Annotated in this window: 20 protein-coding genes and 1 riboswitch; of the genes, 7 read left to right on the top strand and 13 right to left on the bottom strand. The window is 71.2% G+C overall.

Translation table 11 applies throughout. The annotated features are described in order from the left end of the window. Positions 1–13 precede the first annotated feature (13 nt). Positions 14–1,594, bottom strand: coding sequence for a signal recognition particle protein (ffh, locus tag ACX80P_RS01235; RefSeq protein ID WP_459276206.1), 1,581 nt, complete (start codon positions 1,592–1,594; stop codon positions 14–16). Positions 1,595–1,808: 214 nt separating this feature from the next. On the opposite strand from ffh, the gene ACX80P_RS01230 reads away from it, so the two are divergent. Continuing rightward, positions 1,809–3,251: a glucose-6-phosphate dehydrogenase gene (locus ACX80P_RS01230; RefSeq protein ID WP_459276205.1), complete on the top strand. Its 1,443-nt coding sequence runs from the start codon at positions 1,809–1,811 to the stop codon at positions 3,249–3,251. A gap of 112 nt (positions 3,252–3,363) precedes the next feature. On the opposite strand, the gene ACX80P_RS01225 is transcribed toward ACX80P_RS01230, so the two are convergent. The 5 genes from ACX80P_RS01225 to ftsY form a co-directional block, all read right to left on the bottom strand. Further along, a complete protein-coding gene (locus ACX80P_RS01225) occupies positions 3,364–3,846 on the bottom strand; it encodes an SRPBCC family protein (RefSeq protein ID WP_459276204.1) in 483 nt (160 codons plus the stop codon). Further along, positions 3,843–4,199: an ArsR/SmtB family transcription factor gene (locus tag ACX80P_RS01220; RefSeq protein WP_459276203.1), complete on the bottom strand. Its 357-nt coding sequence runs from the start codon at positions 4,197–4,199 to the stop codon at positions 3,843–3,845. Before ACX80P_RS01220 ends, ACX80P_RS01225 begins: the two co-directional genes overlap by 4 nt. A 340-nt stretch (positions 4,200–4,539) precedes the next feature. Further along, positions 4,540–4,878, bottom strand: a complete 339-nt coding sequence (locus tag ACX80P_RS01215) for a P-II family nitrogen regulator (protein WP_055773303.1) — start codon at positions 4,876–4,878, stop codon at positions 4,540–4,542. Beyond that, complete coding sequence (locus ACX80P_RS01210; RefSeq protein WP_459276202.1) at positions 4,875–6,227, bottom strand: ammonium transporter; 1,353 nt, start codon at positions 6,225–6,227, stop codon at positions 4,875–4,877. Before ACX80P_RS01210 ends, ACX80P_RS01215 begins: the two co-directional genes overlap by 4 nt. Before the next feature lie 154 nt (positions 6,228–6,381). Then, positions 6,382–7,575 carry a signal recognition particle-docking protein FtsY gene (ftsY, locus tag ACX80P_RS01205; RefSeq protein ID WP_459276201.1) on the bottom strand — a complete coding sequence of 398 codons (1,194 nt, stop codon included), beginning with the start codon at positions 7,573–7,575 and terminating at the stop codon, positions 6,382–6,384. Positions 7,576–7,649: 74 nt separating this feature from the next. Between ftsY and ACX80P_RS01200 the strand changes: the two genes are divergently transcribed. Next, positions 7,650–8,945 carry an MFS transporter gene (locus tag ACX80P_RS01200; protein ID WP_459276200.1) on the top strand — a complete coding sequence of 432 codons (1,296 nt, stop codon included), beginning with the start codon at positions 7,650–7,652 and terminating at the stop codon, positions 8,943–8,945. An 11-nt stretch (positions 8,946–8,956) separates the two neighbouring features. On the opposite strand, the gene smc is transcribed toward ACX80P_RS01200, so the two are convergent. Then, positions 8,957–12,565: a chromosome segregation protein SMC gene (smc, locus tag ACX80P_RS01195; RefSeq protein WP_459276199.1), complete on the bottom strand. Its 3,609-nt coding sequence runs from the start codon at positions 12,563–12,565 to the stop codon at positions 8,957–8,959. 233 nt (positions 12,566–12,798) lie between these two features. On the opposite strand from smc, the gene ACX80P_RS01190 reads away from it, so the two are divergent. The 3 genes from ACX80P_RS01190 to ACX80P_RS01180 are packed head-to-tail and all read left to right on the top strand — an operon-like array spanning position 12,799 to position 17,407. Continuing rightward, positions 12,799–13,824: a 3-oxoacyl-ACP synthase III gene (locus ACX80P_RS01190; RefSeq protein WP_459276198.1), complete on the top strand. Its 1,026-nt coding sequence runs from the start codon at positions 12,799–12,801 to the stop codon at positions 13,822–13,824. Further along, on the top strand, positions 13,818–16,445 hold the full coding sequence (locus ACX80P_RS01185) for an alpha/beta fold hydrolase (RefSeq protein WP_459276197.1): 2,628 nt from the start codon (positions 13,818–13,820) through the stop codon (positions 16,443–16,445). Before ACX80P_RS01190 ends, ACX80P_RS01185 begins: the two co-directional genes overlap by 7 nt. After that, positions 16,442–17,407, top strand: a complete 966-nt coding sequence (locus ACX80P_RS01180; protein WP_459276196.1) for an NAD-dependent epimerase/dehydratase family protein — start codon at positions 16,442–16,444, stop codon at positions 17,405–17,407. Before ACX80P_RS01185 ends, ACX80P_RS01180 begins: the two co-directional genes overlap by 4 nt. A gap of 203 nt (positions 17,408–17,610) precedes the next feature. Here the strand turns inward: ACX80P_RS01180 and ACX80P_RS01175 are convergent, their stop codons facing one another. The 6 genes from ACX80P_RS01175 to coaD form a co-directional block, all read right to left on the bottom strand. After that, the gene (locus tag ACX80P_RS01175) at positions 17,611–18,471 is read right to left on the bottom strand and encodes a C40 family peptidase (RefSeq protein WP_459276195.1); all 861 of its coding nucleotides are present in this window, start codon (positions 18,469–18,471) and stop codon (positions 17,611–17,613) included. Positions 18,472–18,478: 7 nt separating this feature from the next. After that, positions 18,479–18,673, bottom strand: a riboswitch (cyclic di-AMP (ydaO/yuaA leader). Between the two features lie 118 nt (positions 18,674–18,791). Continuing rightward, the gene (mutM, locus tag ACX80P_RS01170) at positions 18,792–19,754 is read right to left on the bottom strand and encodes a bifunctional DNA-formamidopyrimidine glycosylase/DNA-(apurinic or apyrimidinic site) lyase (RefSeq protein ID WP_459276194.1); all 963 of its coding nucleotides are present in this window, start codon (positions 19,752–19,754) and stop codon (positions 18,792–18,794) included. After that, a complete protein-coding gene (gene rnc, locus ACX80P_RS01165) occupies positions 19,755–20,513 on the bottom strand; it encodes a ribonuclease III (RefSeq protein ID WP_459276193.1) in 759 nt (252 codons plus the stop codon). 76 nt (positions 20,514–20,589) lie between these two features. Then, the gene (rpmF, locus tag ACX80P_RS01160; RefSeq protein ID WP_043445822.1) at positions 20,590–20,793 is read right to left on the bottom strand and encodes a 50S ribosomal protein L32; all 204 of its coding nucleotides are present in this window, start codon (positions 20,791–20,793) and stop codon (positions 20,590–20,592) included. 2 nt (positions 20,794–20,795) lie between these two features. After that, on the bottom strand, positions 20,796–21,362 hold the full coding sequence (locus tag ACX80P_RS01155) for a YceD family protein (protein WP_459276192.1): 567 nt from the start codon (positions 21,360–21,362) through the stop codon (positions 20,796–20,798). Between the two features lie 131 nt (positions 21,363–21,493). Further along, positions 21,494–21,967: a pantetheine-phosphate adenylyltransferase gene (gene coaD / locus ACX80P_RS01150; RefSeq protein WP_459276191.1), complete on the bottom strand. Its 474-nt coding sequence runs from the start codon at positions 21,965–21,967 to the stop codon at positions 21,494–21,496. A 53-nt stretch (positions 21,968–22,020) separates the two neighbouring features. On the opposite strand from coaD, the gene ACX80P_RS01145 reads away from it, so the two are divergent. Both ACX80P_RS01145 and ACX80P_RS01140 read left to right on the top strand, forming a co-directional pair. Beyond that, a complete protein-coding gene (locus tag ACX80P_RS01145) occupies positions 22,021–23,256 on the top strand; it encodes an aminotransferase class I/II-fold pyridoxal phosphate-dependent enzyme (protein WP_459276190.1) in 1,236 nt (411 codons plus the stop codon). Continuing rightward, positions 23,253–24,089 carry a spermidine synthase gene (locus ACX80P_RS01140; RefSeq protein WP_459276189.1) on the top strand — a complete coding sequence of 279 codons (837 nt, stop codon included), beginning with the start codon at positions 23,253–23,255 and terminating at the stop codon, positions 24,087–24,089. Before ACX80P_RS01145 ends, ACX80P_RS01140 begins: the two co-directional genes overlap by 4 nt. The last annotated feature ends 135 nt before the right edge of the window (positions 24,090–24,224 follow it).

Genomic DNA, 24,224 nt, shown 5'->3' with positions numbered 1-24,224 from the left:
CGCCACCGGTCCGCTACTTCCCGAGGAACTTCTCGAAGCCCTTGGGGAGGTTCATCGCCGACGGGTCGAAGTCCTGCTGGCCGCCGAACGCGGCACCCGTGGGCGCAGCGGCCCGGGCCGCCGTACGACGCGCCTCCGCCTCCTGCAGCTCCTGCGCTGCCTTGGCGGGGTTGCCCGAGCGCGGCTTCTTCTTGCCCTTCGCGGCCGCCGCCTTCTTGCGGGGGCCGCCGAAGCCTCCCGGCCCGGCCATCCCCGGCATGCCCGGGATGCCGCCGCCGGACGCCATCTTCTTCATCATCTTCTGGGCCTGCGTGAAGCGCTCCAGCAGGCCGTTGACCTCCGAGACGTGGACGCCGGAACCGCGGGCGATCCTCGCGCGGCGGGAGCCGTTGATGATCTTGGGTGCGAGGCGCTCGTGCGGGGTCATGGAGCGGACGATGGCCTCCACGCGGTCGATCTCCCGTTCGTCGAAGTTCTCGAGCTGCTCCCGCATGTTGGCGGCACCCGGCATCATCATGAGCATCTTCTTCATGGAGCCCATGTTGCGGATCTGCTGCATCTGCGTGAGGAAGTCGTCGAGGGTGAAGTCCTCCTGGTCGGCGAACTTCTTCGCCATCCGGGCCGCCTCGTCCTTGTCCCAGGACTGCTCCGCCTGCTCGATGAGGGTGAGGATGTCACCCATGTCGAGGATGCGGGACGCCATGCGGTCCGGGTGGAACAGCTCGAAGTCGCCGAGCCCCTCACCCGTCGAGGCGAACATGACGGGCTTGCCGGTGACGGACGCGACCGAGAGCGCGGCACCGCCGCGGGCGTCGCCGTCGAGCTTGGTCAGGACGACGCCGGTGAAGTCCACGCCCTCGTTGAAGGCGAGCGCGGTGTTGACGGCGTCCTGGCCGATCATCGCGTCGATGACGAAGAGCACCTCGTCGGGGTCGATGGCCGCACGGATGTCCGCGGCCTGCTGCATCAGCTCGGCGTCGACGCCGAGGCGGCCTGCCGTGTCCACGATGACGACGTCGTGCAGCCGGGTACGCGCCTCGGCGATACCCTGGCGGGCGACCGCGACCGGGTCACCCGTCGCGGCCTCGAACTCGGAGCTGACGCCGGGGTGCGGGGCGTAGACGGGCACGCCGGCCCGCTCGCCGTTGACCTGGAGCTGCCGGACGGCGTTGGGGCGCTGGAGGTCGCACGCGACCAGCAGCGGGCTGTGGCCCTGGCCCTTCAGCCACTTCGAGAGCTTGCCCGCGAGCGTCGTCTTGCCCGCACCCTGGAGGCCGGCGAGCATGATCACGGTGGGCGGGTTCTTCGCGAGGCGGATGCGCCGGGTCTCGCCGCCGAGGATGCCCACGAGTTCCTCGTTGACGATCTTGACGATCTGCTGGCCCGGGTTCAGGGCCTGGGAGACCTCGAGGCCGAGGGCTCGCTCCTTGATGGCGGCCGTGAAGGCGCGCACCACCGGGACGGCGACGTCGGCGTCGAGCAGGGCGCGGCGGATCTCGCGGACCGTGGCATCGATATCCGCCTCGGTGAGGCGGCCCTTGCCGCGGAGGTTCTTGAAGGTCGCAGTCAGCCGGTCGGAGAGTGAATTGAACACGTGCCGTGCACTACTTTCATCGGGGACTTTGGAGACTCAACTTCCAAGGGTATCAACTGGGGCGCCCCGGGGCTCCCGGAGTCCCGTCCTCCCCGCCGCCCGTCGGCGCTCCCCCGCCGGACCGTCGGCGCTCCCCCGCCGGATCATCCGGCGCAGTCGACGGCGCGCCTGGCGGGCAGAGGACACCCGCGGGGATAAGTGGCAAGGTGAAGAGGTGGATACTTCCTCGCTCGCTGAGCACGACACCATTCCCGCCGACGCCGAGACCCGCGTCAGGACCCTGCTGATCCTCGGTGCCTCCGGTGACCTGACCGGGCGTCTCCTCCTGCCGGGGCTCGCGCGGCTCATCCGCCTCGGCCGCGCCGACGGGCTGAAGCTCGTGGGTGCGGGGTCCGACGACTGGACCGACGAGCAGTGGCGCGAGCGGGTGGATGCCTCCTTCGCCGTCGCGCGCGAGAAGGCCGACGACGCCGGACGGGCGGCGCTGCAGCAGGTGCGTGACGACAGCTCGTACCACGTCCTGGACGTCACCAGGGACGGGCTGGCCGATCTCGTCAGGGGCCTCGAGGGGCCGGTCGCCATCTACTTCGCACTCCCCCCGGCCGTCAGCCAGAAGGCGTGCAGCGCCCTCGGACCGGATTCGCTGCCCAAGAGCACCCGCCTCGTGATGGAGAAGCCGTTCGGCACGGACCAGGACAGCGCGCACCGCCTCAACGAGAAGCTCGCGGGGCTCGTGCCCGAGCAGAACATCCACCGCGTCGACCACTTCCTCGGCAAGGCGACGGTGTTCAACATCCTCGGCCTGCGCTTCGCCAACCGGATCCTCGAGCCCGTCTGGAACAACCTGCACATCGAGAAGGTCGAGGTGATCTTCGACGAGGACCTCGCCCTCGAGAACCGGGCCCGCTACTACGACGGCGCGGGCGCCCTGCGCGACATGATCCAGAGCCACCTGTTGCACGTCATGGCCCTGCTGGCCCTGAACGCGCCGGCGACCCTCCACGAGAGGGACCTCCGCGACCACATCGGCACCATCCTCCGGGCCAGCTCGGTGGACCTGGACAGCCCGGGCAGCAGCCGGCGGGCGCGCTACTCCGCGGGCACCATCGGCGACCGCGAGATCCTGGACTACGCGGCCGAGCCCGGGGTCGACGCGGCGAAGGGCACCGAGACGCTCGCCGAGATCACCGTGTCCATCAACAACGAACGCTGGTCCGGCGTGCCGTTCGTGCTCCGCTCCGGCAAGGCGCTCGGCGTCAAGCGCAAGGAGGCGGTGATCACCTTCCGGCCGGTGAGCCACCTGCCCGTCGGCTTCACGGGCCAGGACGCGCCCACGAAGCTGCGTATCGGTTTCGGCCCCGACACGCTGCAACTGGAGATCGACGTCAACGGGCCCGGCGACATCTTCTCCCTGGACCGGGCGACCCTCAGCGCCGACCTCAACCAGACCGATCTGCTCCCCTACGGCGAGGTGATCGAGGGTGTCCTCGCCGGCGACCCGACGCTCTCGGTCCGCGGAGACACCGCGGAGGACTGCTGGCGCATCGTCGAGCCGGTCCTGAAGGCATGGTCGGAGAACCGCGTGCCCCTGGAGGAGTACCGCGCCGGTTCGGACGGCCCGGAGGCATGGCCGTCGTCGCACGGCCAGAAGCAGTAGAGCCTCCTTCACCGTGATGCCCACCGACTCCCGCGAGCCGGTGGGCATCACCCGGGATGCCCACCGGCCCACCCCACCGGGTGGGCAGGACCGCCGGCCGAGTGCCGGCTGCTCAGACCGTCGCGCGTGCCAGCAGCTCGTCGAGCTGATCGTAGGCTTCGGACAGTCCGCCCTCCATCCCTGACTGCGCCATGCCGTCCCGGGCCTCCATGGTCGGATAGACGGCATGGGCACTCAGCCGCGTCCTGCCGCCACCCAGGTCCTGGAAGGTCAGGAACTCGATGCTGACGACGTCCGGGTAGCCGTCGTACTCGAAGGTCTGGATTGCGAAATCGTTCTCCCGGACGGTGTGGAAGACACCGCTGAACACGTGGTCCACGCCGTCGGGTGCGGTGTGCGTGTAGCGATAGCTGCCCCCGGTCCGGAAGTCGTACTGCTCGACGCCCAGCCGGTGGCGCCGCGGGCCGAGCCACTGGGCGACGAGGTCGGGGTCCTCGTAGGCGTGGAAGACGTCCGCCACGGGATGGTCGAACTCGCGCTCGAAATCGATGAAGGGGAGGCCCTCGGGAACGGTGAGATTCAGGGCATTGCTCATGACGCGTCCTTTGCCTGCCGGCCGCGTGCCGCGGCCTGGGTGTGGAGCACGGCGTCGAGGCCGCGGAACTGCTCCTCGTGGATCAGCCGGTACTGGTCGATCCAGGCGGTGAGCGCCTCCAGTCGTGCAGGGTTCAGGTGGACGGGCCGGCGCTGGGCGTCGCGCGTGCGCGTGACGAGCCCTGCCTGCTCGAGGACCTGAATGTGCCTCGAGACCGCCTGCTTGGTGATCGCGAAGGGTTCCGCCAGTTCGTTGACCGTGGCCGGGCCCCGGCTGAGCCGGGCGATGATGCGGCGGCGGACGGGATCGGCCAGCGCCAGGAAGGCGATGTCGAGGCGCTCGTCGTCGGTCACGGGGTCACTCCTGAGAGTCGGCCACAGCATCGATCAACATATCCGTTGATCAACTTGTTGGTTGTAAAAGAGTAGGCCGGGCCGGCGTGCGGCGCAAGGGCCCGGTCTCCTCTTTCGGGGTGGCTGCACGCCCCGGCCCCCCGATGTGCCCGGCTCACCGGGCATGAAGCGGAATGCCCCACGACCGACCCGCCCGGGTGGGCAGGTCGGCGGAAGAGGACCGACCCGACCGCGAGGGTCAGGTGCGTCCGACGGCGGATCCGCGGGCGCCCGGCACGCAGGACGCCCGGCCGGGGGCTCCCGGCCGGGCGTCACACGCTGGTTCCTGGGTCCGCCCGCCCTACAGGGCGGCGTCGCCGCGTTCGCCGGTGCGGACGCGGACGGCCTCCTCGACGGGGATGACCCACACCTTGCCGTCCCCCGCGCGGCCGGTGTTGGCGGTGGAGACCAGGACGTCGACGATGTCGGTCACCCACGCGTCGGCGACGAGCACCTCCACGCGGGCCTTCTGCAGGAGGTCCACGGTGTATTCGGCGCCGCGATAGACCTCTGTGTGCCCGCGCTGGCGGCCGTAGCCGCTGGCCTGGCTCACCGTGAGCCCCTGTACGCCGTAGTTCTCCAGTGCCCCCCGGACGCCGTCGAGCTTGTCGGGCCGGACGATGGCTGTGACGAGTTTCATGAGTGTGCGCCCTCCGTGACGTCCTGCTGAGCGGGTTTCTGCCGGGTGTCCTGCGTGCTGTCCTGCCGGGTGGTCCGCTGCGCGAACAGCTGCTCCGCGAACGGGTGGAAGGATCCCCCGACGCCCAGTCCGCCGAACTCGTAGGCGGTCTCGGCGTGCTCGGTGAGGTCCACGCCGGACACCTCGTCGTCCGGGCTGATGCGGAAGCCGATGGTCTTGTGGATGGCGAGGCCGATGATGGCGGTCATGACGGCTGAGAGCGTGATCGCTATGGCCGCAGCCACGACCTGGGCGACCAGCTGGTCCGCGCCGCCGCCGTAGAACAGGCCGCCGCCCTCGCCCTCGACGGGCAGCATGATGAAGCCGAGGGACAGCGTGCCGACGATGCCGGCGACGAGGTGGACGGCGACGACGTCGAGCGAGTCGTCGAAGCCGAGGCGGTACTTGATGCCGACGGCGAGGGCGCAGACCGCGCCGGAGACGATGCCGAGGCAGATGGCGCCGACCGGGCTGACGTTGGCGCAGGCCGGGGTGATGGCCACGAGGCCGGCCACGATGCCCGAGGCCGCGCCGAGGGAGGTGGGGCGTCCGTCACGGATGCGCTCGGTCATGAGCCAGCCGACCATCGCGGCCGCGGGGGCGGCCATGGTGTTGACCCAGATCAGGCCGGCCTCCTCGGCCGAACCCGCCGCGCCGCCGTTGAAGCCGAACCAGCCGAACCACAGGAGTGCGGCGCCGAGCATCACGAACGGGATGTTGTGCGGGCGCTGCGCCGGATCCTTGCCGAACCCCTGGCGCTTGCCGAGAATCAGGGCGAGCACGAGGGCCGCGACGCCGGCGCTGATGTGCACCACGGTGCCGCCCGCGAAGTCGATGGCTTCGCCGACCGCACCGCCGACGGCGCCGTCGGCGCTCAGGAGCCCTCCGCCCCACACCATGAAGGCGAGGGGGCAGTAGACCAGGGTGACCCAGATGGGGACGAAGACCGTCCAGGCACCGAACTTGGCGCGGTCGGCGATGGCGCCGCTGATCAGCGCCACGGTGATGATCGCGAAGGTGGCGCCGTAGCCGGCCCCGATGAGGTCCTCGGTGCCGATGAGTCCGCTCATGCCGAACGAGGCGAAGGGGTTCCCGAAGAGCTGGGCGACGCCGTCGCCGCCCGTCATCGAGTAGCCCCAGAGGACCCACACGATCCCTACGAGTCCGACGGCGATGAAACTCATCATCATCATGTTGAGGGCGGACTTGGCGCGGGTCATCCCACCGTAGAAGAAGGCGAGCCCGGGGGTCATGAGTAGTACGAGGGCGGCTGAGATCATCACCCAGACGTGGCCTGCTGTCAGATCCATCAAACACGATCCTTCCAAAGGGGCGGGGACTTCCCGCCCTTCCAGAATGCGATGGCCGTGTTTCGGTCCCGGGGGCTCCGCGTTGCGCGGAGGTTACGGGCTGGACGTCAGGGTAAAGACCCCGTGTCGCTGGTGTTTCCGGCAGATTTCGGGGCTAGTTGAGGAGGGCGTCGACGAAGCCCTCGGCGTCGAACGGCGCGAGATCGTCCGCCCCTTCGCCGAGGCCGATCAGCTTGACGGGCACGCCGAGGCTGCGCTGGATGGCGACGACGATGCCGCCCTTGGCCGTACCGTCCAGCTTGGTGAGCACGATGCCCGTGATGTTCACGACCTCCGCGAACACGCGGGCCTGGCTGAGGCCGTTCTGGCCCGTCGTCGCATCGAGCACGAGGAGCACCTCGTCCACGGTGCCCTGCTTCTCGATGACGCGCTTGACCTTGCCGAGCTCGTCCATGAGGCCCACCTTGTTCTGCAGGCGCCCGGCGGTGTCGATGAGGACGACATCGACCTCCTCCTCGATCCCGGCCTTGACCGCCTCGAAGGCGACGGACGCGGGGTCGGCGCCGTCGACGTCGGACTTCACCGTCGGCACCCCGACCCGGGCACCCCAGGTGGCCAGCTGCTCGGCGGCAGCCGCACGGAACGTGTCCGCCGCGCCGAGGAGCACGTCCTTGTCATCGGCGACGAGTACGCGGGCGAGCTTGCCGACCGTGGTGGTCTTGCCCACCCCGTTGACCCCGACCACCATGACGATGGCCGGACGGTCGGCGTGACGCTGGGTCGCCAGGGAGCGGTCCATCCCGGGGTCGACGAGCTTCACGAGTTCCTCGCGGAGCATGTCCTTGACCTCGGCCGGGCTGCGGCTCCCCGCCACCTTCACGCGCTTGCGCAGCGCGTCGACGAGTTCCATGGTGGGCTCGGTGCCGAGGTCCGCCATGAGGAGGGTCTCCTCCACCTCGTCCCAGACGTCCTCGTCGATCCGGTCCCGCGACAGGAGGGCGAGCAGGCCCTTGCCGAGGGCGTTGTTGGACCGCACCAGCCGGGCGCGCAGCCGGGCGAGCCGGCCCTGCACGGGATCGACGAGGTCCAGCTGGGGCGGGGCCGGCGCGTCGTCGAGACCACTGAGGTCGTCCGGGACGAGCACGGTGGTGGGCATGCCGTCCGGGCGGTCCAGGACGTCGAGGGACGTGGCACCGTGCGGCTCGCCCGCCCCCTGGTCGTCGGGATCCCGCTTCGAGGAGTACAGCCCCCGCGGGGTGCGACCGCCGCGCACCAGGAGGACGGCGACGGACCCGATCACGGCGATCGCGAGGATGACGAAGATGACAGGCAGGAGGATGTCGTTCACCGATCCACCTTCTCATACGGGTCTGCGCGGACGATTGAGCATCGGCCCCTGGCCAGTGGCAGAATGCGAGGACCATGGCCGGATTCCCTCGCGTGCGCAAGCACTCCCCCTTCAGGATCTCCCGCCCGGGGCAGCCGGCCGGAGACGGTGCAGCCCCGGCGGAGCGGCAGCGGATCCCGCGCGAGATTCGGGTCCTCATCGCGGCCGCGTTCGTGATCGCCATCGGATTCGGCCTCGTGGCGCCGATCCTGCCGCAGTTCGCGCAGAGTTTCGACGTGGGAGTCACCGCGTCGGCGGTGATCGTGAGCGCCTTCGCCTTCACGCGCCTCGTCTTCGCGCCCGCGGGCGGCCGCCTCGTGGAACGGCTCGGGGAACGGCCCGTCTACATCCTCGGGCTGCTCATCGTCGCCCTGTCCACCGCCGCCTGTGCGTTCGCTGCGGACTACTGGCAGCTCCTCGTCTTCCGCGCGCTCGGCGGTATCGGCTCCACCATGTTCACGGTCTCCGCGATGGGCCTGATCGTGCGGCTCTCCCCGCCGGCCATCCGCGGCCGCGTCTCCGGGGCCTACGCCACCGCGTTCCTGCTCGGGAGCATCGGCGGCCCGATCGTGGGCGGCCTGCTCGCCCGGTTCGGCCTGCGGGTGCCGTTCCTCGTCTACGCGGCGGCGCTGCTCGTCGCCTCCGCCGTCGTCTTCTTCCAGCTCAAGGACACCTCGCTCTCGGAGCGCACGGCGGCGGGCGCCAAGCCGGCCCTGGCCGTGCGTGAGGCGCTGATGGACAGCGGGTACCGCGCGGCGCTGGCCTCGAGCTTCGCGAACGGCTGGTCCTCCTTCGGCGTCCGGATGGCCCTCGTTCCGTTGTTCGCGCACGCGGTGCTGGGAGCGGGTACGGAGATCGCCGGTATCTCCCTGGCCTTCTTCGCCGCAGGGACGGCGCTCGCCCTCACGGTGTCGGGCGGGCTCGCGGACTCCCTGGGCCGGCGGCCGCTCGTGATCGCGGGCCTCCTCGTGAACGGGGCCGCGATGGTCGCCCTCGGCTTCTCCGGCAGCGTGGTGGTGTTCCTCGCCCTGTGCGTCGTCGCGGGCATCGGCACCGGGCTCCTCAACCCGGCCCAGCAGGCGGCGGTGGCGGACGTCATCGGCAACGACCGCAGTGGCGGGAAGGTCCTCGCGACCTTCCAGATGAGCTCCGACTTCGGGGCGATCCTCGGCCCGATCCTCGCCGGCCTCATCATCGACCAGCTTCCCTTCGGCTCCTTCGCCCTCGCGTTCACCGTGACGGGCGTCCTGGCCGCCCTCGCCGCCTGCGCCTGGACGCTGTCCCGGGAGACGCTCCCGGGCACGACCGCGTCCCGGCCGACAGAGCCCTAGCCGACAGGGCCCTAGCCGACGGCGTCCTCCGGCTCGGCCGCGAGACGCTGGCTGATGACGGTGGACACCCCGTCACCGCGCATCGTCACGCCGTAGAGCGCGTCGGCGATCTCCATCGTGCGTTTCTGGTGCGTGATGATGATCAGCTGGCTCGACTCCCGCAGTTCCTGGAAGATCGTGAGCAGCCGTCCGAGGTTCGTGTCGTCGAGGGCGGCCTCCACCTCGTCCATGACGTAGAACGGCGAGGGCCGGGCCTTGAAGATCGCGACGAGCAGGGCGACGGCGGTCAGCGACCGTTCTCCGCCCGAGAGCAGTGACAGCCGCTTGATCTTCTTGCCGGCGGGCCGCGCCTCGACCTCGATCCCGGTGGCGAGCATGTCCGCCGGGTCCGTGAGGACCAGCCGGCCCTCGCCGCCCGGGAAAAGGGTCGCGAAGACGCGTTCGAACTGCTCGGCGGTGTCCCGGAACGCGGCCGTGAAGACCTGCTCGACGCGCTCGTCGACCTCCCGGATGATGTCCAGCAGGTCCTTCCGGGTCGCCTTGAGGTCGGCGAGCTGGGTGCTCAGGAACTGGTGCCGCTCCTCGAGCGCCGCGAACTCCTCCAGCGCGAGGGGGTTCACCCTGCCGAGCGCGGCGAGATCCCGCTCGGCCCGCCGGAGCCGCTTCTCCTGCTCCGCGCGGACGAACGGGACGCCCTGCGGCACGGGGTTCCCGTCGTCGTCGACCGGTGCGCGCAGCGCGGCCCACTTGTCCTCCGACGCGGTGTCACCGGGCACGGGCAGGTGCGGGCCGAACTCGTCCACGAGGTGGTCCGGGGTGAGGCCGAGCTCCTCGACGGAGCGGGTCTCGAGGGCCTCGATCCTCGACCGCTGCTGCGTGCGGAGGAGCTCGTCGCGGTGCACCGAGTCGGTGAGCCGTGCCAGTTCCGCACCGAGGTTCGCGTTGGAGGCCCGCACGTCCTGCAGCTCGGCGTCCTGCTGCCCGCGCAGCCGCTCGGCGGCGTCGCGCTGGTCCGCGGCGACGGCCACGGACCGCGCCGCGCGCTGCTCCGCCCGTCGCGCTGCCGCGGCGACCGCCGCCGCCCTCGCAGCCTGGACCTCGCGGATCCTCGCCTTCTCGGCCGCCTGCTCGCGGGCGCGACGTTCGGCCTGGGCGGCGCGTTCCAGCGAGGCGGCCCGACTCGCGAGCGCGGAGAGCTGCTCCTCGCGGCTGCGCAGCGCGAGGCGTGCTTCGACCTCGGCCTGGCGCGCATCCGCCGCGGTGCGCCGCAGGGCGTCGCGGTGATCGCTCGAGGGCTCCTCCTCCACAGGCTGTTCCTGGAGGTCCGACAACCGCTGCACGGCCTCCTGCAGCCTGGCCTCCTCCAGCGTGAGATTCGCCTCGGCAGCCCGCACGAGGACGGTCAGCCGCTCGGCCTCCCCACCGGCGGAACGGAGCTCGGACTGCAGCCGCCCGAGCCTCTCGGCGACAGCGGCCATCCGAGCGTCGGATTCGTGCAGGCGTGCGAGAGCCGCGTCGACGCGCTGCTGCGCCTCCTGCCGGGCGGAACGCGTAGCGGCCAGGCTGAACCGGAGCCGTTCCGCGGCGGCGACGGCGCGGGCCAGTCTCTCCTCCGTGTCCTCGGCCGCGGCCCTCAGCTCCAGGTAGCCGGCCGCTCCCGGTGCGCCGCCCCGGGCCGTGTGGCGGGACAGGATGTCGCCGTCGCGCGTGACCGCGAGGGCCGCGGTTCCCTCTTCGACGGCATGGCGCGCTGCATCGAGGTCCGCGACCACCCCGACGCCGTCGAGCAGCGCGGCCACGGCCGGCTGCAGGGCGGGCGGAGCGGTGACGACGGCGAGCGCGGGGACGACGGCCGCAGCGTCCGGCTCCGGTGCTTTGCCGGCATGCTCCGGGCGCGTGGTGGCACCGTGTCCGGAGGCGACGACGAGCGAGACCTGGCCGGCGTCGTCGTGCTTCATGAGCTCGACCGCCCGCGCGGCCGCGGCGATGCTCTCGACGGCGACGGCGTCGGCGGAACCGGCGAGCACCGCGACGACGGCCCGCTCGAACCCGGGGGCGACGTGGAGGAGCTGCGCGAGCGGCTCCAGGACGCCGTCGAGCCCGGCGGAGAGGAGGGCTGCGGACCCGTCGCGCTGCTGCAGGCCCTCGCGCTGCGCCTCGAGCCGGGCGGCCAGGGCGCCCCGCTCGCGCTCGGTGCCACGTTCCTCCTCCACGAGCGCGGCCGCCTCCTCGGACAGCGAACGGAGGACGTCGGACGCCGCCTCGTACTCCGCGTCGAGGCCCTCCTCGCCCTCCTCGTCGCCCGCGACCTGCCCCTCGAGGACCCGGAAGTCGCGCTCGGCCGTGCGTCGCCGTTCCTCGGCGGAGGCGATCGAGGAGCGCAGCCGTCCGAGCTCGGCCCCGGCGGACTCGACGCGGGAGCGTGCCGCCCCCACGGCGCCGGCGAGCCGGGCGTCACCCTCCCTGCGGTCCGCGGCGGCCCGCAGGAGGCGCGCGAGCCTCGCGTCCTCGGCCACCGAGGCCTCTTCGGCGGCACGCCGGGCGGCAAGGGCATCCTCCAAGGCGCGGCCGAGGACCGCCACCTCCTCCTCGAGGCCGGCGACCTCCGCCCGTACGCGCTCGGCCTGCCGGTCCAGGTGGTCGGGATCGCGGCCCCGGTCCGGTTCCGGTGCCTGCCCGAGGAGATGCCCGCGGTCCTCGGCGCGCGTGGCGAGGGCGGCGAGCTTCTCCCGGGCGCTGGAGAGCCCGTACCAGGCATCGCGTGCGCGGTTGAGCGCCGGGACCGTGGCGGCGACGGCCTGCTCGAGGTCTGCCTGCCGCTCCTGCCCGGCGCGGAGCTGCGTCCCGATCCCGTCGCGGCGTGCCTGCAGGGCGGCTTCCGCGGCGACGTCCCGCTCGAAGCCGGCGCGCAGGGTCACGAGCTCGTCGGCGAGCAGGCGCGACCGCGCGTCGCGGACCGCGAACTGCACCTGCTGGGCGCGGCGGGCCACCTCGGCCTGCTTGCCGAGCGGGGTGAGCTGCCGGCGCAGCTCCCCCGTGAGATCGGACAGGCGTGCGAGGTTCACCTGCATGGCGTCGAGTTTCCGCACGGTCTTCTCGCGCCGGCGGCGGTGCTTGAGGATGCCCGCGGCCTCCTCGATGAAGCCCCGCCGTTCCTCCGGTGTGGCGTGCAGCACCTTGTCCAGCTGCCCCTGGCCGACGATGACGTGCATCTCGCGGCCGAGCCCGGAGTCGGAGAGGAGTTCCTGGATGTCGAGGAGGCGGCAGTTCTTGCCGTTGATGGCGTACTCGGAGCCGCCCGCGCGGAAGAGCGTGCGGGAGATCGTGACCTCGGAGTACTCGATGGGCAGGGCGCCGTCGGCGTTGTCGATGGTGAGGGAGACCTGGGCCCGCCCGAGCGGGGCGCGGCCGGAGGTCCCGGCGAAGATGACGTCCTCCATCTTGCCGCCGCGGAGCGTCTTCGCGCCCTGCTCCCCCATGACCCACGCGAGGGCGTCGACGACGTTCGACTTGCCGGACCCGTTCGGGCCGACGACGGCGGTGACGCCGGGCTCGAAGTCGAAGGTGGTTGCCGAAGCGAAAGACTTGAACCCTCGCACGGTTAGACTCTTCAGATGCACGGTGGCAGGCTCTCCAGATGGGGTGGGACCTCCCTAATCTACCGGAGGACACCGACGGTACCCGGTAGCAGGTACCTACCACGGTGGCCCCGAATGATTCCGGAACGGCTGCCGGCCGCAATACGAAGTAGGCTTACAAAAGTTTCAGCAGTATCCGAAGGCGTCCAGGCCGATCCATCCGTGGGTCCTTTCCGGCCACAGACCGGCGCTGATCAGTTGACGAGGCAGGAAATTTGACCGGTAACGCGACCTTCCGACATGACAACACGGCCTTGCTCGCCGTCACGAGTGTGGAGGCGCCGGTAGTCGTCAGTTCCGCAGAGTTCGACGAACGGCTTGCCCCCAGCCTGAAGAGGCTGCGCCTCTCCAAGCGACTCCTCGAGCGCGTGGCGGGCGTGACCGAACGCCGGTGGTGGTCACCGGGCTCGGACTTCGACGACGCCGCCATCGAGGCGGGCGCCAAGGCGATGGCCGAGGCGGGCATCGAGCCGGGTGACGTGGGCCTCCTGATCAACACCTCGGTGACGCGACGCAATCTCGAGCCGTCCGTCGCCGTGAAGATCCACCATTCGCTGGGCCTGCCCTCCTCGGCCATGAACTTCGACCTGGCGAACGCCTGCCTGGGGTTCGTCAACGGCATGACCATCGCCGCGAACATGATCGACTCCGGGCAGATCAAGTACGCGCTGATCGTCGCGGGCGAGGACGCCCAGAAGACGCAGGAAGCCACGTTCAGGCGGCTCAACCGGGAGGACTCGACGCGCCAGGACTTCCTGAGCGAGTTCGCGACCCTCACCCTCGGGTCCGGTGCCGCTGCCGCGGTGCTCGGCCCCGCGGACCAGCACCCCGGCTCGCACCGCATCCTCGGCGGGGTCTCCCGTGCGGGGACCCAGCACCACGAGCTCTGCGTGGGCGGGATCGACGGCATGTACACGGACACGAAGGGCCTGCTCGACGGCGGCCTCGACCTCGTGGTCACGGCGTGGCACGAGGCGCAGGCGGACGGCTGGGCGTGGGACTCCATGGACCGCTACGTCACCCATCAGGTCTCCAACTCCTACACCAACGCGATCATCAAGGCCGTCGACCTCGAACGCGACCGGGTACCCATCACGTTCCCGCACTGGGGGAACGTGGGGCCGGCGTCGCTGCCCATGACCCTCGCGCAGGAGTCGCAGTCGCTGAGCGCCGGCGACCGCGTCCTGTGCCTGGGCGTGGGGTCGGGCCTCAACACGTCGATGATGGAGATTGCGTGGTAGCACTCCCCGGCGTCGACCCGTCCTGGTCGACGTACCTCGACGTGCCCTCGACCAGCGGGGCGGACGCCCCGGGGACCAGCCACCGCTGGCACTACCTCGACAACGCGGGCGATCTGCAGGACGGCGCCGTCCGTGGCACCCTGCTGTGCGTCCACGGCAACCCCACCTGGTCGTACCTCTGGAGGACCTACCTGGCAGCAGGCAGTGAGGCGGGCTGGCGCGTGATCGCCGTGGACCAGCTCGACATGGGCTACTCAGCGCGGACCGGCGTGTTCCGGCGCCTCGGACACCGCATCACGGATCTCGAGGACTTCGTCGCCGCCGTGGGGATCACTGGTCCCGTCGTCACCGTGGGGCACGACTGGGGAGGCGTCGTCAGCCTCGGCTACGCGAACCGGAACCGGGAGAACCTGGCCGGCGTCGTCCTGACCAACACCGCGATCCACCAGGACCCGCACCGTCCTATCCCCGCGCCGCTCCGGCTCGCCCTCACCCCGGGCGTCCACGGCCTCGGCACCCGCACCACCAGCGCCTTCCTCGACGTGACCCTCGCCCTCGCCCGGCCGGCCCTCCCCCCGGACGTGCGGCGCGCCTTTCGGGACCCGTACCGCGTCGCCGCCGACCGCCAGGGCATCGCGAACTTCGTCTCGGACATCCCCGTCGATCCCTCGCACCCCAGCTACGAAGCCCTGACCGCCACCGCGGACGGCATCCGCAGCCTGGACGTCCCCGTCCTCATGATGTGGGGTCCGCACGACCCGATCTTCTCGGACCCCTACCTCGAGGACCTCGCCCGGCGCCTCCCCCACGCCGACATCCACCGCTTCGAGCGTGCGAGCCACCTCGTGCAGGAGGACGCCGACACGGCGTCCACCGCGATGCAGTGGCTGGCCGAGCGTCTCGTCGGGGACCCCGCACCCCGCGAGGACGTCCCGCCGCGCGACGGCACACCCTACGTCCCGCTCGGCCGGCGCCTCACGGAACTGGCCGCCGGGCCGCACGCCGACCACACCGCCGTCGCCGAGATGAAACCCTCCGGTCCGCCGCGGACCCTGTCCTGGCGGGAACTCGCCGAAGACGTCACCGCCGTCGCCGCCGGCCTGACCGCGCTCGGTCACGGCCCCGGCAGCCGCGTGAGCCTCCTCGTGCCGCCCGGAGTGGACCTGACCGTCCTCATCTATGCATGCCTCCGGATCGGCGCGGTGATCGTCGTCGCCGACGCCGGCCTCGGTGCCCGCGGGCTCAGCCGCGCCGTCAAAGGGTCGGCCCCGGACGTCGTCATCGGGATCGAGCGCGCCCTCGTCGCGGCGCGCGCCTTCGGCTGGCCCGGCCGCCGGATCAGTGCCGCTCCCCTGCCCGCAGCCAGACGGCGGGCCCTGCGTGTCGACGCCTCGCTGAACGACCTCCGCGCCGCCCGGCCCGCTCCCTCGGCGTCTGCCGAGGACGCGCCCGCCGGTGATGCCGATGCCGCGATCCTCTTCACCTCCGGCTCCACGGGCCCGGCGAAGGGCGTCGTCTACTCGCACCGGCAGCTCTCGGCCATGCGCGACGCCGTCGCGGCGACCCTCGGACTGGGAGAGGGTGCCTCGCTCGTCGCGGGCTTCGCGCCCTTCGCTCTGCTCGGGCCGGCGCTCGGTGCGACGTCGGTGACCCCGGCCATGGACGTCACCGCGCCCCGGACCCTGACCGCGCAGGCCCTGGCCGACGCCGCCCGCGCGATCGATGCGACCGTCGTCTTCGCGTCGCCGGCCGCCCTGCGCAACGTGCTCGCCACCGCGGGCGCGCTGACGGACGCCGGGACGGCCGCCCTCGGCCGGATCTCCCTGCTGCTCTCGGCCGGTGCGCCGATCCCGGTCCCGCTCCTCGAAGCCGTGCAGGACCTCGTGCCGTCCGCGGCCATCCACACGCCCTACGGGATGACCGAGTCCCTCCTCGTCGCCGACATCGACCTCGAGGGCATCCGGCGCGCCGCGGCAGACGCGCAGGGCGGCCTCGACGGTGCCGGCGGCGGTGTGTGCGTCGGACTCCCGGTGCACGGCGCGCGCGTCGTCGTCAGCCCGCTCGACGCCGACGGCGCGGCGACGGGCGAACCGACGACCGCGCCGGGCCGGACGGGTGAGATCCTCGTCGACGCCCCCCACGTCAAGGACCGCTACTTCCGCCTGTGGAGGACCCAGCAGGAATCCGCACGGACGCCTCCGTGGCACCGCACCGGCGACGTCGGCCACTTCGACGCCGACGGCCGCCTGTGGGTCGAGGGCCGGCTGGGCCACATCATCACGGCCGCGTCCCGGGTCCTGACGCCGGTGGCGCTCGAGCAGGCGCTCGAGGCGATCGACGGCGTCCGGCTCGCAGCCCTCGTGGGGGTCGGCCCTGCCGGCACCCAGGCCGTCGTCGCGGTCCTCGAGACCGACGCCGCAGGACGACGCCCGAGCCTTGCCGATGCTCCCCTCGCAGCGACCGCTCGCGCGGCCGCCGGGACGCACGGCGTGGACCTGGCCGCCGTGATCGCCGTTCCCACCCTCCCCGTGGACATCCGGCACAACGCGAAGATCGACCGCACGCGCGTCGCGCAGTGGTCCGGGCGGTTCCTCTCGGGCGCCCGCGCGGGGTCCCTGTGACCGTCCTCGTCACCGGAGCGAGCGGTATGCTGGGGCGCGCCGTCGCCGACCACCTCGTCGCCGCCGGCGAGGACGTCCGGTGCCTCCAGCGCCGGCCCTCCGCGGTGTCCGGGGCGGAGGACGTCCTCGGATCGGTCACCGATCCCGCCGCCGTCGCCGCCGCCCTGCGGGGCTGCAGCGCCGTGATCCACCTGGCCGCGAAGGTCTCCTTCACCGGGGCTCCCGCCGAGTTCGAGAGCACGAACATCGACGGGACGCGCATCCTGCTGGACGCCGCCCGGGAAGCCGGGGTGACCGACGTCGTGCACGTGTCCTCCCCGTCCGTCGCGCACGACGGATCCTCGCTGGTCGGCGCCCCGGCGGGCCCGGCTGACCCGGTGCACGCGCGCGGCGACTACGCCCGCACCAAGGCCGCGGCCGAGCTGCTCGCCCTGGGACGTTCGACGCCGGCGTTCCGGGTGGCTGCGATCCGTCCGCACATCGTGTGGGGACCCGGTGACACGCAACTGGTCGAGCGCGTGATCGAGCGCGCACGGCATGGCCGCCTGCCCCTGCTCGACGGCGGGACGGCCCTGATCGACACGACGTACGTGGACAACGCCGCGTCGGCCATCGTCGCGTGCCTGCGGCGCATGGACGCAGCGCAGGGCCAGGCGCTCGTCGTCACCAACGGCGAACCCCGGCCGATCGCCGAACTGCTCGCCGGGATCTGCCGGGCCGGCGGGGTGGAGCCACCCGCCTGGTCCGTCCCGGGAGCCGTGGCGAGGAGCGCGGGATCGGTGATCGAGCGGGCCTGGCTCCGGCTCGGCAGGACGGGCGAGCCGCCGATGACCCGCTTCCTGGCCGAACAGCTGTCGACGGCCCACTGGTTCGACCAGCGGCACACGCGCAGCGTCCTCGACTGGCGTCCGTCCGTCGGCGTCGACGAAGGGCTCGAGCGCCTGGCCGCGTCCTACCGCTGAGGCCCGCTTCCGCCTCGTCCTTCCTGCGCCCGATGGTGCAGCCGCGGCCGGTCGTGCCGCCGATCGACCGCCACACGGGCACACCGAGCACCCATCCCACGCCGTCGACGGCTGCGGAACGCAGAAGGACGGGATGCGTGATGCATCCCGTCCTTCTGACCGCGTCGTGCTGGTGGTGCGGGCCGTACAGCCCGCACCGTCGACTAGCGGGTGTAGTAGCCGTCCACGGACATGGCGTTGACCGAGTGGACCAGGGTGCCCTGCGAGGCGTTCAGGGCGCTGACCATCTGGCCGTTGCCGAGGTAGATCCCGACGTGGCTGCCGCCGTTCTGGCTCACGAGGTCACCCGGCTGGGGGGTGCTGGTGGGCGTCATGGTAGCGAACTGGGCCCAGGTGGTGCGGGGCAGGCTGATGCCGTTCTGGGCGTAGGCCCACTGCACGAAGGCCGAGCAGTCCCAGGCACCGAACGAGGTTCCACCGTAGACGTACCCCGAGCCCACACCCTGCATCGCCGTTCCGACGATGCCGCCGCCGCCGGCAGGCGTGATCGACGCTGCGGACTGGAGGCTGAAGGCGGGGGTGGCTGCCGGAGCGGCAGGAGCTGCTGCGGGAGCCGGTGCGGCGACAGGGGCTGCAACCGGAGCCGCAACCGGAGCTGCGACAACGGACGCCGACTGCACCGAGTACTGCTGAGGAGCAGCGGAACCGCCGAGGGAGATCGACTGGCCGGGGTAGATGACCGACGCGTGGCCGAGTCCGTTGGCCGCGAACAGGGTATCGAGGCTCAGGCCGTGCATCGCCGCGATGGAACCGAGCGTGTCGCCGGACTGCACGGTGTGGGTGCCTGCGGCAGCGGTGGAGGCTGCTGCGGGCTGGGTGCTGATCTCGCCTGCGGCGTTCGCCGGGAGCGATGCCCCGAACATGATGCCGGAAGCGACGGCGACGACGGCGGCAGGCTTGCCGGCGACGGAGGCGCTCGCGGAGACGGCGCGTGACGCCGTGATGAAGGGGTTGATGCGCGTGGGGACGGCCCGGTGGCGCGCGTTATGGCTCTGCTTGGACATGTTGATGCCTTTCCCAATGCCTGCGAAGTTAGCTGTCGGGTTCGGATGGGACATCCGGACACGTTTCCTGCAGACCATCGCCCCCAGCGCTGGTCTGCGCGTGTCTTTACCCCTAGGACCCGTGGTCGGGTCCGCTAGTGGTTCCCCCGCCCCTGTCGAATGTGTAGTGCGAACGGTCCATCCTCATCGACAGGGTTAGGCAGTGTGAGGAAGGGCGCCCATCCGTTGTGGATCGGACGCGAGACCTACCGTACCGGCTGGTAACGCCGGTTGTCACATTTAGATCACGAGGCGAATGTCACTTTTTTTCACCGGACATCTCAGAACCGTGCATTGCGTGGTCTGGGCTGGCAGTACGGGCACAGATAGGACGACCTGTTCATGAACGATTCGCGGCGCAGCAGCGTGTGTCTTCCCTCGGAGGCGCACCGGCGGCAGGGCCGGCCCTCCCGCCCGTAGGCCTCGAGGTCGCGGGCGAAGTAGCCCGACGCCCCGTTCACGTTGACGTAGAGGGAGTCGAAGCTGGTGCCGCCGGCCGCCAGTGCCCGCTCCATCACCGACGTGACGGCGTCGACGATGCGCTGGGTGTCCGGGCGTCGCATGGTGTCCGTGGGCCGCGCGTAGTGGAACCGTGCCGCCCAGAGCGCCTCGTCGGCGTAGATGTTGCCGATCCCCGAAATGAGCCCCTGGTCGAGGAGGGCGCGCTTCAGACCCGTGCGGCGCCCCCGGAGCCGCCGGTGGAAGGCGTCCGCCGAGAATGCCGGATCGAGGGGATCGCGGGCGATGTGCGCCGCCTGGTGGGGAATGAGGGGGAGGTCCGTGGTGCCCCGCCCGCCGGGCAGGCCGTCCGGCGTCGAGTCCAGGTGCGCGACGAACATGCCGCCGAAGATCCTCTGGTCGACGAATCGCAGCTCTGCCGGCAGCGGGGCGCCTTCGCCGTCGGTCGCCGGGGAGAGGGTGAGCCGGACCTTGAGGTGCTTCTCCAGGGGTGCGTCGGGTTGTTCGACCAGGAGCTGCCCGCTCATGCCGAGGTGCGCCATGAGCGCGACGTTCGGTGGGCTGCCGGGCTGGTCGGCGTCCTCGAGGATCATCCACAGGAACTTCCCCCGGCGTACCACGTCCGCCACGCGGGCACCGACGACGTTGCCCTTGAAATCCTCGACGCCGTCCACATGCCGGCGGAGGGACCGGGGGTCCAGGACGTCCACCGACTCCACGGCGCGGCCCGCCACCCAGCGCTCGAGGCCGCGCCGCACGACCTCGACCTCGGGAAGTTCGGGCACTCAGGATCCGTCGACGGATCCGGCGGCGCGCCTGCCGGCTGGGGCCTCGCCGGCGGCGCCGTCCGGCAGGGGCGCATCCGGCGCCGCCGAGAGCGTCTTCCAGGATTCGGCCGCGGCCGCCTGCTCGGCTTCCTTCTTCGAATGGCCGCACCCGGAGCCGTACTCGGTGCCGCCGATCACGAGGCGGGCCGTGAACGTCCGGGCGTGGTCCGGCCCTGTCCCGTCCACCTGGTAGTCGATGGTCCCGAGCCTTCGCGCAGCGGCCGTCTCCTGGATGCGGGTCTTCCAGTCCGTCCCCTCGCCGAGCACGGCGGAATCACGCAGCAGCGGGCCGATCAGCCGCATCACCATCGCGCGGGCCGTCTCGATGCCGTGGCTGAGATAGGCGGCCCCGATGACGGCTTCCATGGTGTCCGCGAGGATCGAGGCCTTGTCCCGCCCGTTGGTGAGCTTCTCCCCCTGGCCCAGCAGCACGTAGCCACCGAGGTCCAGCGTGCGGGCGACCCCGGCGAGGGCCTTCGTGCTCACGACGGCGGAGCGCCGCTTGGCCAGTTCCCCCTCGGACAGGTCCGGGTTGTCCCGGTACAGCGCGTCGGTGACCGCCAGTCCGAGCACGGAGTCGCCGAGGAACTCGAGGCGCTCGTTCGTCGGGATGCCGCCCTTCTCGTAGGCGTAGGAACGGTGCGTCAGGGCAAGACGAAGCGTCCCGGCGTCGATATCGACACCGAGACGCTTCGTGAGGTCTTCCGTATTCTTCACAACTGCATCAGCTGATCCAGCACCGGACCGGCGCCCGGCAGGCGTGGGGGCCTGTCGTCGGGGCGCGGGTCCGCTGTCAGACGTCGGCTACCTTGCGGCCCTTGTACTCGAGGAACAGCGGGGTGCCGGCGGAGTCGGTGACAACCTTGGCCTGGTGGGCGAGGCTGTAGGTGACCCGGCCGTTCTCGAGGGTCTTGACCAGCTTGGGGGCGGTTGCCTTCCACTGGGACCGGCGTGCGCGGGTATTCGCGCGGGACATCTTCCGTTTCGGGACAGCCACGGCTAACTCTCTTCCTTCTCGTCGAACTCTGACTTGGGTGCCGCGTCCTGCTCGGCGGCGGTGCCTGCCAGCCCTGCAAGGGCCGACCAGCGAGGATCCAAAACTTCATGGTGGTGGTCGGGATCATCGTTGAGCCGGGCTCCGCATTCGGAGCACAACCCCTGGCAATCCTCCCGGCACACCGGCTGGAACGGCAGCGACGTAACCACTGCATCCCTCAGCACGGGTTCCAGATCGACCGAATCGTTTTCCACCCTGTGCTGTTCTTCGTCCTCTTCTACCGACAGCGACGCGGAGTCGCTGTAGAAGAAGAGCTCCTGGATCTCCACCTCACGGTCGAACCGCAGTGGCTCCAGGCACCGGCCGCACTCGCCGGTTACCTCGACGTTGGCCGTTCCCGACACCAGGATCCCCTCGTGCACCGATTCGAAGCGCAGATCCAGTTCCATGTCGGAACCTTCCTGCACGCCGATCAGCGCGACGCCGAAATCCTTGGGTGTCGGTGCATGTTCTTCGATTGTCCGCATGCTTCCCGGACTGCGCCCGAGATCCTTGACGCTGAAAATCAAAGGCGAACTGAGATCGCTTTTAATGGTGACTCCTGTAGAACATATGACCGACGTACCATCCTAGCCCGATCAGGCGGGCAGGCCCAAAACGGGCGGGGGGCCCAGCATAGGACTCCACGGGTGCCGCGGGATCAGGCGGACCCGCGCAGGTGCCGATCCACGGCGTCCGGCACGAAGGGGCTGACGTCGCCGCCGAGGGACGCCACCTCCTTCAGGAGGGTCGAGGAGACGTGCGCGAACCCGGTGTCCGTCGGAAGGAACACGGTGTCGATGTCGGCCAGGTGCCGGTTCATCGTGGCCATGGGCAGCTCGTAGTCGAAGTCCAGGCCGGAACGCAGGCCCTTCACGAGGGCCGTCGCCCCTTGCTCCCGGCAGAAATCCGCGAGGAGGCCCTCGCCCATGGGGAGCACCGCCACCCCGGGGAGGTGCGCGAGGCTCTCCGTGCAGAAGGCCATGCGCTGTTCGAGGTCGAAGCGATATTTCTTCGCGTAGTTCGTCGACACCGCGACAATCACCTCGTCGAACAGCCGCGCGGCGCGGCTGATGACCTCGAGGTGGCCGTTGTGGAGGGGGTCGAAGGATCCGGGGCAGACGGCGCGGTTCATCCCCCCACGGTACCCAGTGCCGCGCCCGTGGCAGGAGCGGCAATACTGGTGGGATGACGACAGACGCTCGGACTCCCGCCCCGCAGGGCACCGGCAGGGCGCCGTGGGCGCGGACCGCACGCGGGGCGAACCTGCTCGGCGACGACGGCCGGCTCGGCATCACCATCTTCGAGGAGGTCACCGCCCTCGCGCAGCAGCATTCGGCGATCAACCTCGGTCAGGGCTTCCCCGACGAGGACGGGCCGCGGGAGATCCTGGACGCCGCCCGGGCAGCCATCGCCGAGGGGGCGAACCAGTACGCGCCGGGCCAGGGGCTTCCCGTGCTGCGCGAGGCGATCGCCGCGCACCAGGAGCGCTTCTACGGACTCACCGTGGACCCGCGGACCGAGGTGATCGTCAGCACGGGCGCCACCGAGTCCATCGCAGCCGCGATCCTCGCGTTCGCCGGCCCCGGCGACGAGGTCCTGACCTTCGAACCGTTCTACGACTCCTACGGTGCGGTGATCGGCCTGTCCGGTGCGACGCACACCACGGCCCCGCTGCGCGCACCGGACTTCCAGCCCGACGCCGCGAGCCTCGAGGCCGCGTTCAGCGAGCGCACCCGGATCGTCGTCATCAACAATCCGCACAACCCGACGGGCAGTGTCTTCGCCCGCCCGGCACTGGAGCTGATCGTCCGGCTCGCGGAGCGGTACGACGCGCTCATCGTCACGGACGAGGTCTACGAGCACCTCATCTTCGGCGCAAAGCACATACCCATCGCGTCCCTGCCCGGGGCGGCCGGCCGCACCCTCAGCATCTCATCGGCGGGCAAGACGTTCTCGGTGACGGGCTGGAAGATCGGCTGGCTCAGCGGACCGGCCGAGCTCGTCGCCCAGGTACGCACCGTCAAGACCTTCCTCACCTACACCTCGGGCACACCGTTCCAGGGCGCCGTCGCCCGGGGCCTGGCACTGCCCGACGGGTTCTTCACCTCCGTCGCGGACACCCTGCGGAGGAAGCGCGACCTGCTGGGCGAGGGCCTCCGGGCGGCCGGATTCGACGTCTTCGAACCCGAGGGCACCTTCTTCACCATGGTCGACGCCGCGCCGCTCGGCATCGAGGACGCCGCCGACCTCGCGCGCCGCCTGCCCGCCCTGATCGGCGTCGCGGCGATCCCCGTGGCGCTGTTCTGCCACGCGGAGGGCGCCGAACACACGCGGTCCCTGCTGCGCTTCGCGTTCTGCAAGAAGTTCGACGTGATCGAGGAGGGCGCACGGCGCCTGGCGACCCTGCGGGACCGCGTATGAGCACCGGACCGACATCGGGCGCAGCACCGGACGACGGCGGGGACGAGGAGTTCGAGGTCCCGACCCGCTGGCTTCCCGGCACGGGCGCGTACGCGGAGATCGATGAGGACGCGCACATCGAGGGCGCCCTCATCCTCAGTATCGGCGGCGCCCAGCAGTCCCACGTGGACATGCTCCGGCCGGGTCGCGTCTTCTACGAGTACCTGCAGCGCATCGCGAACGTCGTCGACCTGGTGGCGCCTCCCGGTGCTCCCCTGCGTGTCCTGCATCTCGGGGCCGGGGCCCTGACCCTCGTCCGGTACGTCCAGGCCACGCGGCCCGGCTCGCGGCAGGTGGCCGTGGACCTGGAGGCGGAACTGATCGACTTCGTCCTCGACGCCATGCCGCTGCCCGAGGGCACCTCCTGCGAGATCATCGCGGAGGACGCCGCGGATGCTGTGTTCGAACAGCCGGACGCTGCGTTCGACGTCGTCGTGCTGGACATCTTCGCGGGAGCGGACGCCCCCGCCCACCTGACGGGCCCGGATTTCGCGGCGCACCTGCTGCGGGTCTGCGCCGCGGACGGCGTGGTGCTGGTGAACGTCGGCGACGACCCCCCGCTCGCGTTCGCCCGCGCGCAGAGCAGGCAGCTCTCAGCACTCGCGACGGCGACCGCCGTCCTGACCGAGGCCGCCCTGGTGGGCGGCGAGCAGGCGGGGAACGTGATCGTCGCCGCCCGCCACGCTCCGTGGCCCGCAGCGTGGACGCGGACACTGCTCGCCGCGGGACCCCATCCTGCGGCCGTCCTGGCCGGCGCGGACCTCGCGCGGTTCGAGCAGCCTCCCGCCCGATAGGCCGGTCCACGTCCGCGGCCGCGCCGGGCTCGGCACGTGCACGGCGAGGGCATCGACGCCCCGACCCCACCTGCGGCCTCGACAGGACGGCCTCCCGTGCCCGCAGCCCATCCGGAGGCCGGATCTGCGCGAAGT

This window comes from Arthrobacter arabinosi (assembly GCF_054511115.1).
The sequence above is the reverse complement of the archived record's forward strand: the minus strand, read 5'-3'. Positions and strand labels throughout refer to the sequence as shown.

Bases quoted from the DNA above. Each gene is read 5' to 3' on its own strand.
- ACX80P_RS01225 (WP_459276204.1), bottom strand. From the start codon at position 3,846: ATGAGCAATGCCCTGAATCTCACCGTTCCCGAGGGCCTCCCCTTCATC.
- ACX80P_RS01215 (WP_055773303.1), bottom strand. From the start codon at position 4,878: ATGAAACTCGTCACAGCCATCGTCCGGCCCGACAAGCTCGACGGCGTC.
- ACX80P_RS01210 (WP_459276202.1), bottom strand. From the start codon at position 6,227: ATGGATCTGACAGCAGGCCACGTCTGGGTGATGATCTCAGCCGCCCTC.
- ACX80P_RS01200 (WP_459276200.1), top strand. From the start codon at position 7,650: ATGGCCGGATTCCCTCGCGTGCGCAAGCACTCCCCCTTCAGGATCTCC.
- ACX80P_RS01175 (WP_459276195.1), bottom strand. From the start codon at position 18,471: ATGTCCAAGCAGAGCCATAACGCGCGCCACCGGGCCGTCCCCACGCGC.
- coaD (WP_459276191.1), bottom strand. From the start codon at position 21,967: ATGAACCGCGCCGTCTGCCCCGGATCCTTCGACCCCCTCCACAACGGC.
- ACX80P_RS01145 (WP_459276190.1), top strand. From the start codon at position 22,021: ATGACGACAGACGCTCGGACTCCCGCCCCGCAGGGCACCGGCAGGGCG.
- ACX80P_RS01140 (WP_459276189.1), top strand. From the start codon at position 23,253: ATGAGCACCGGACCGACATCGGGCGCAGCACCGGACGACGGCGGGGAC.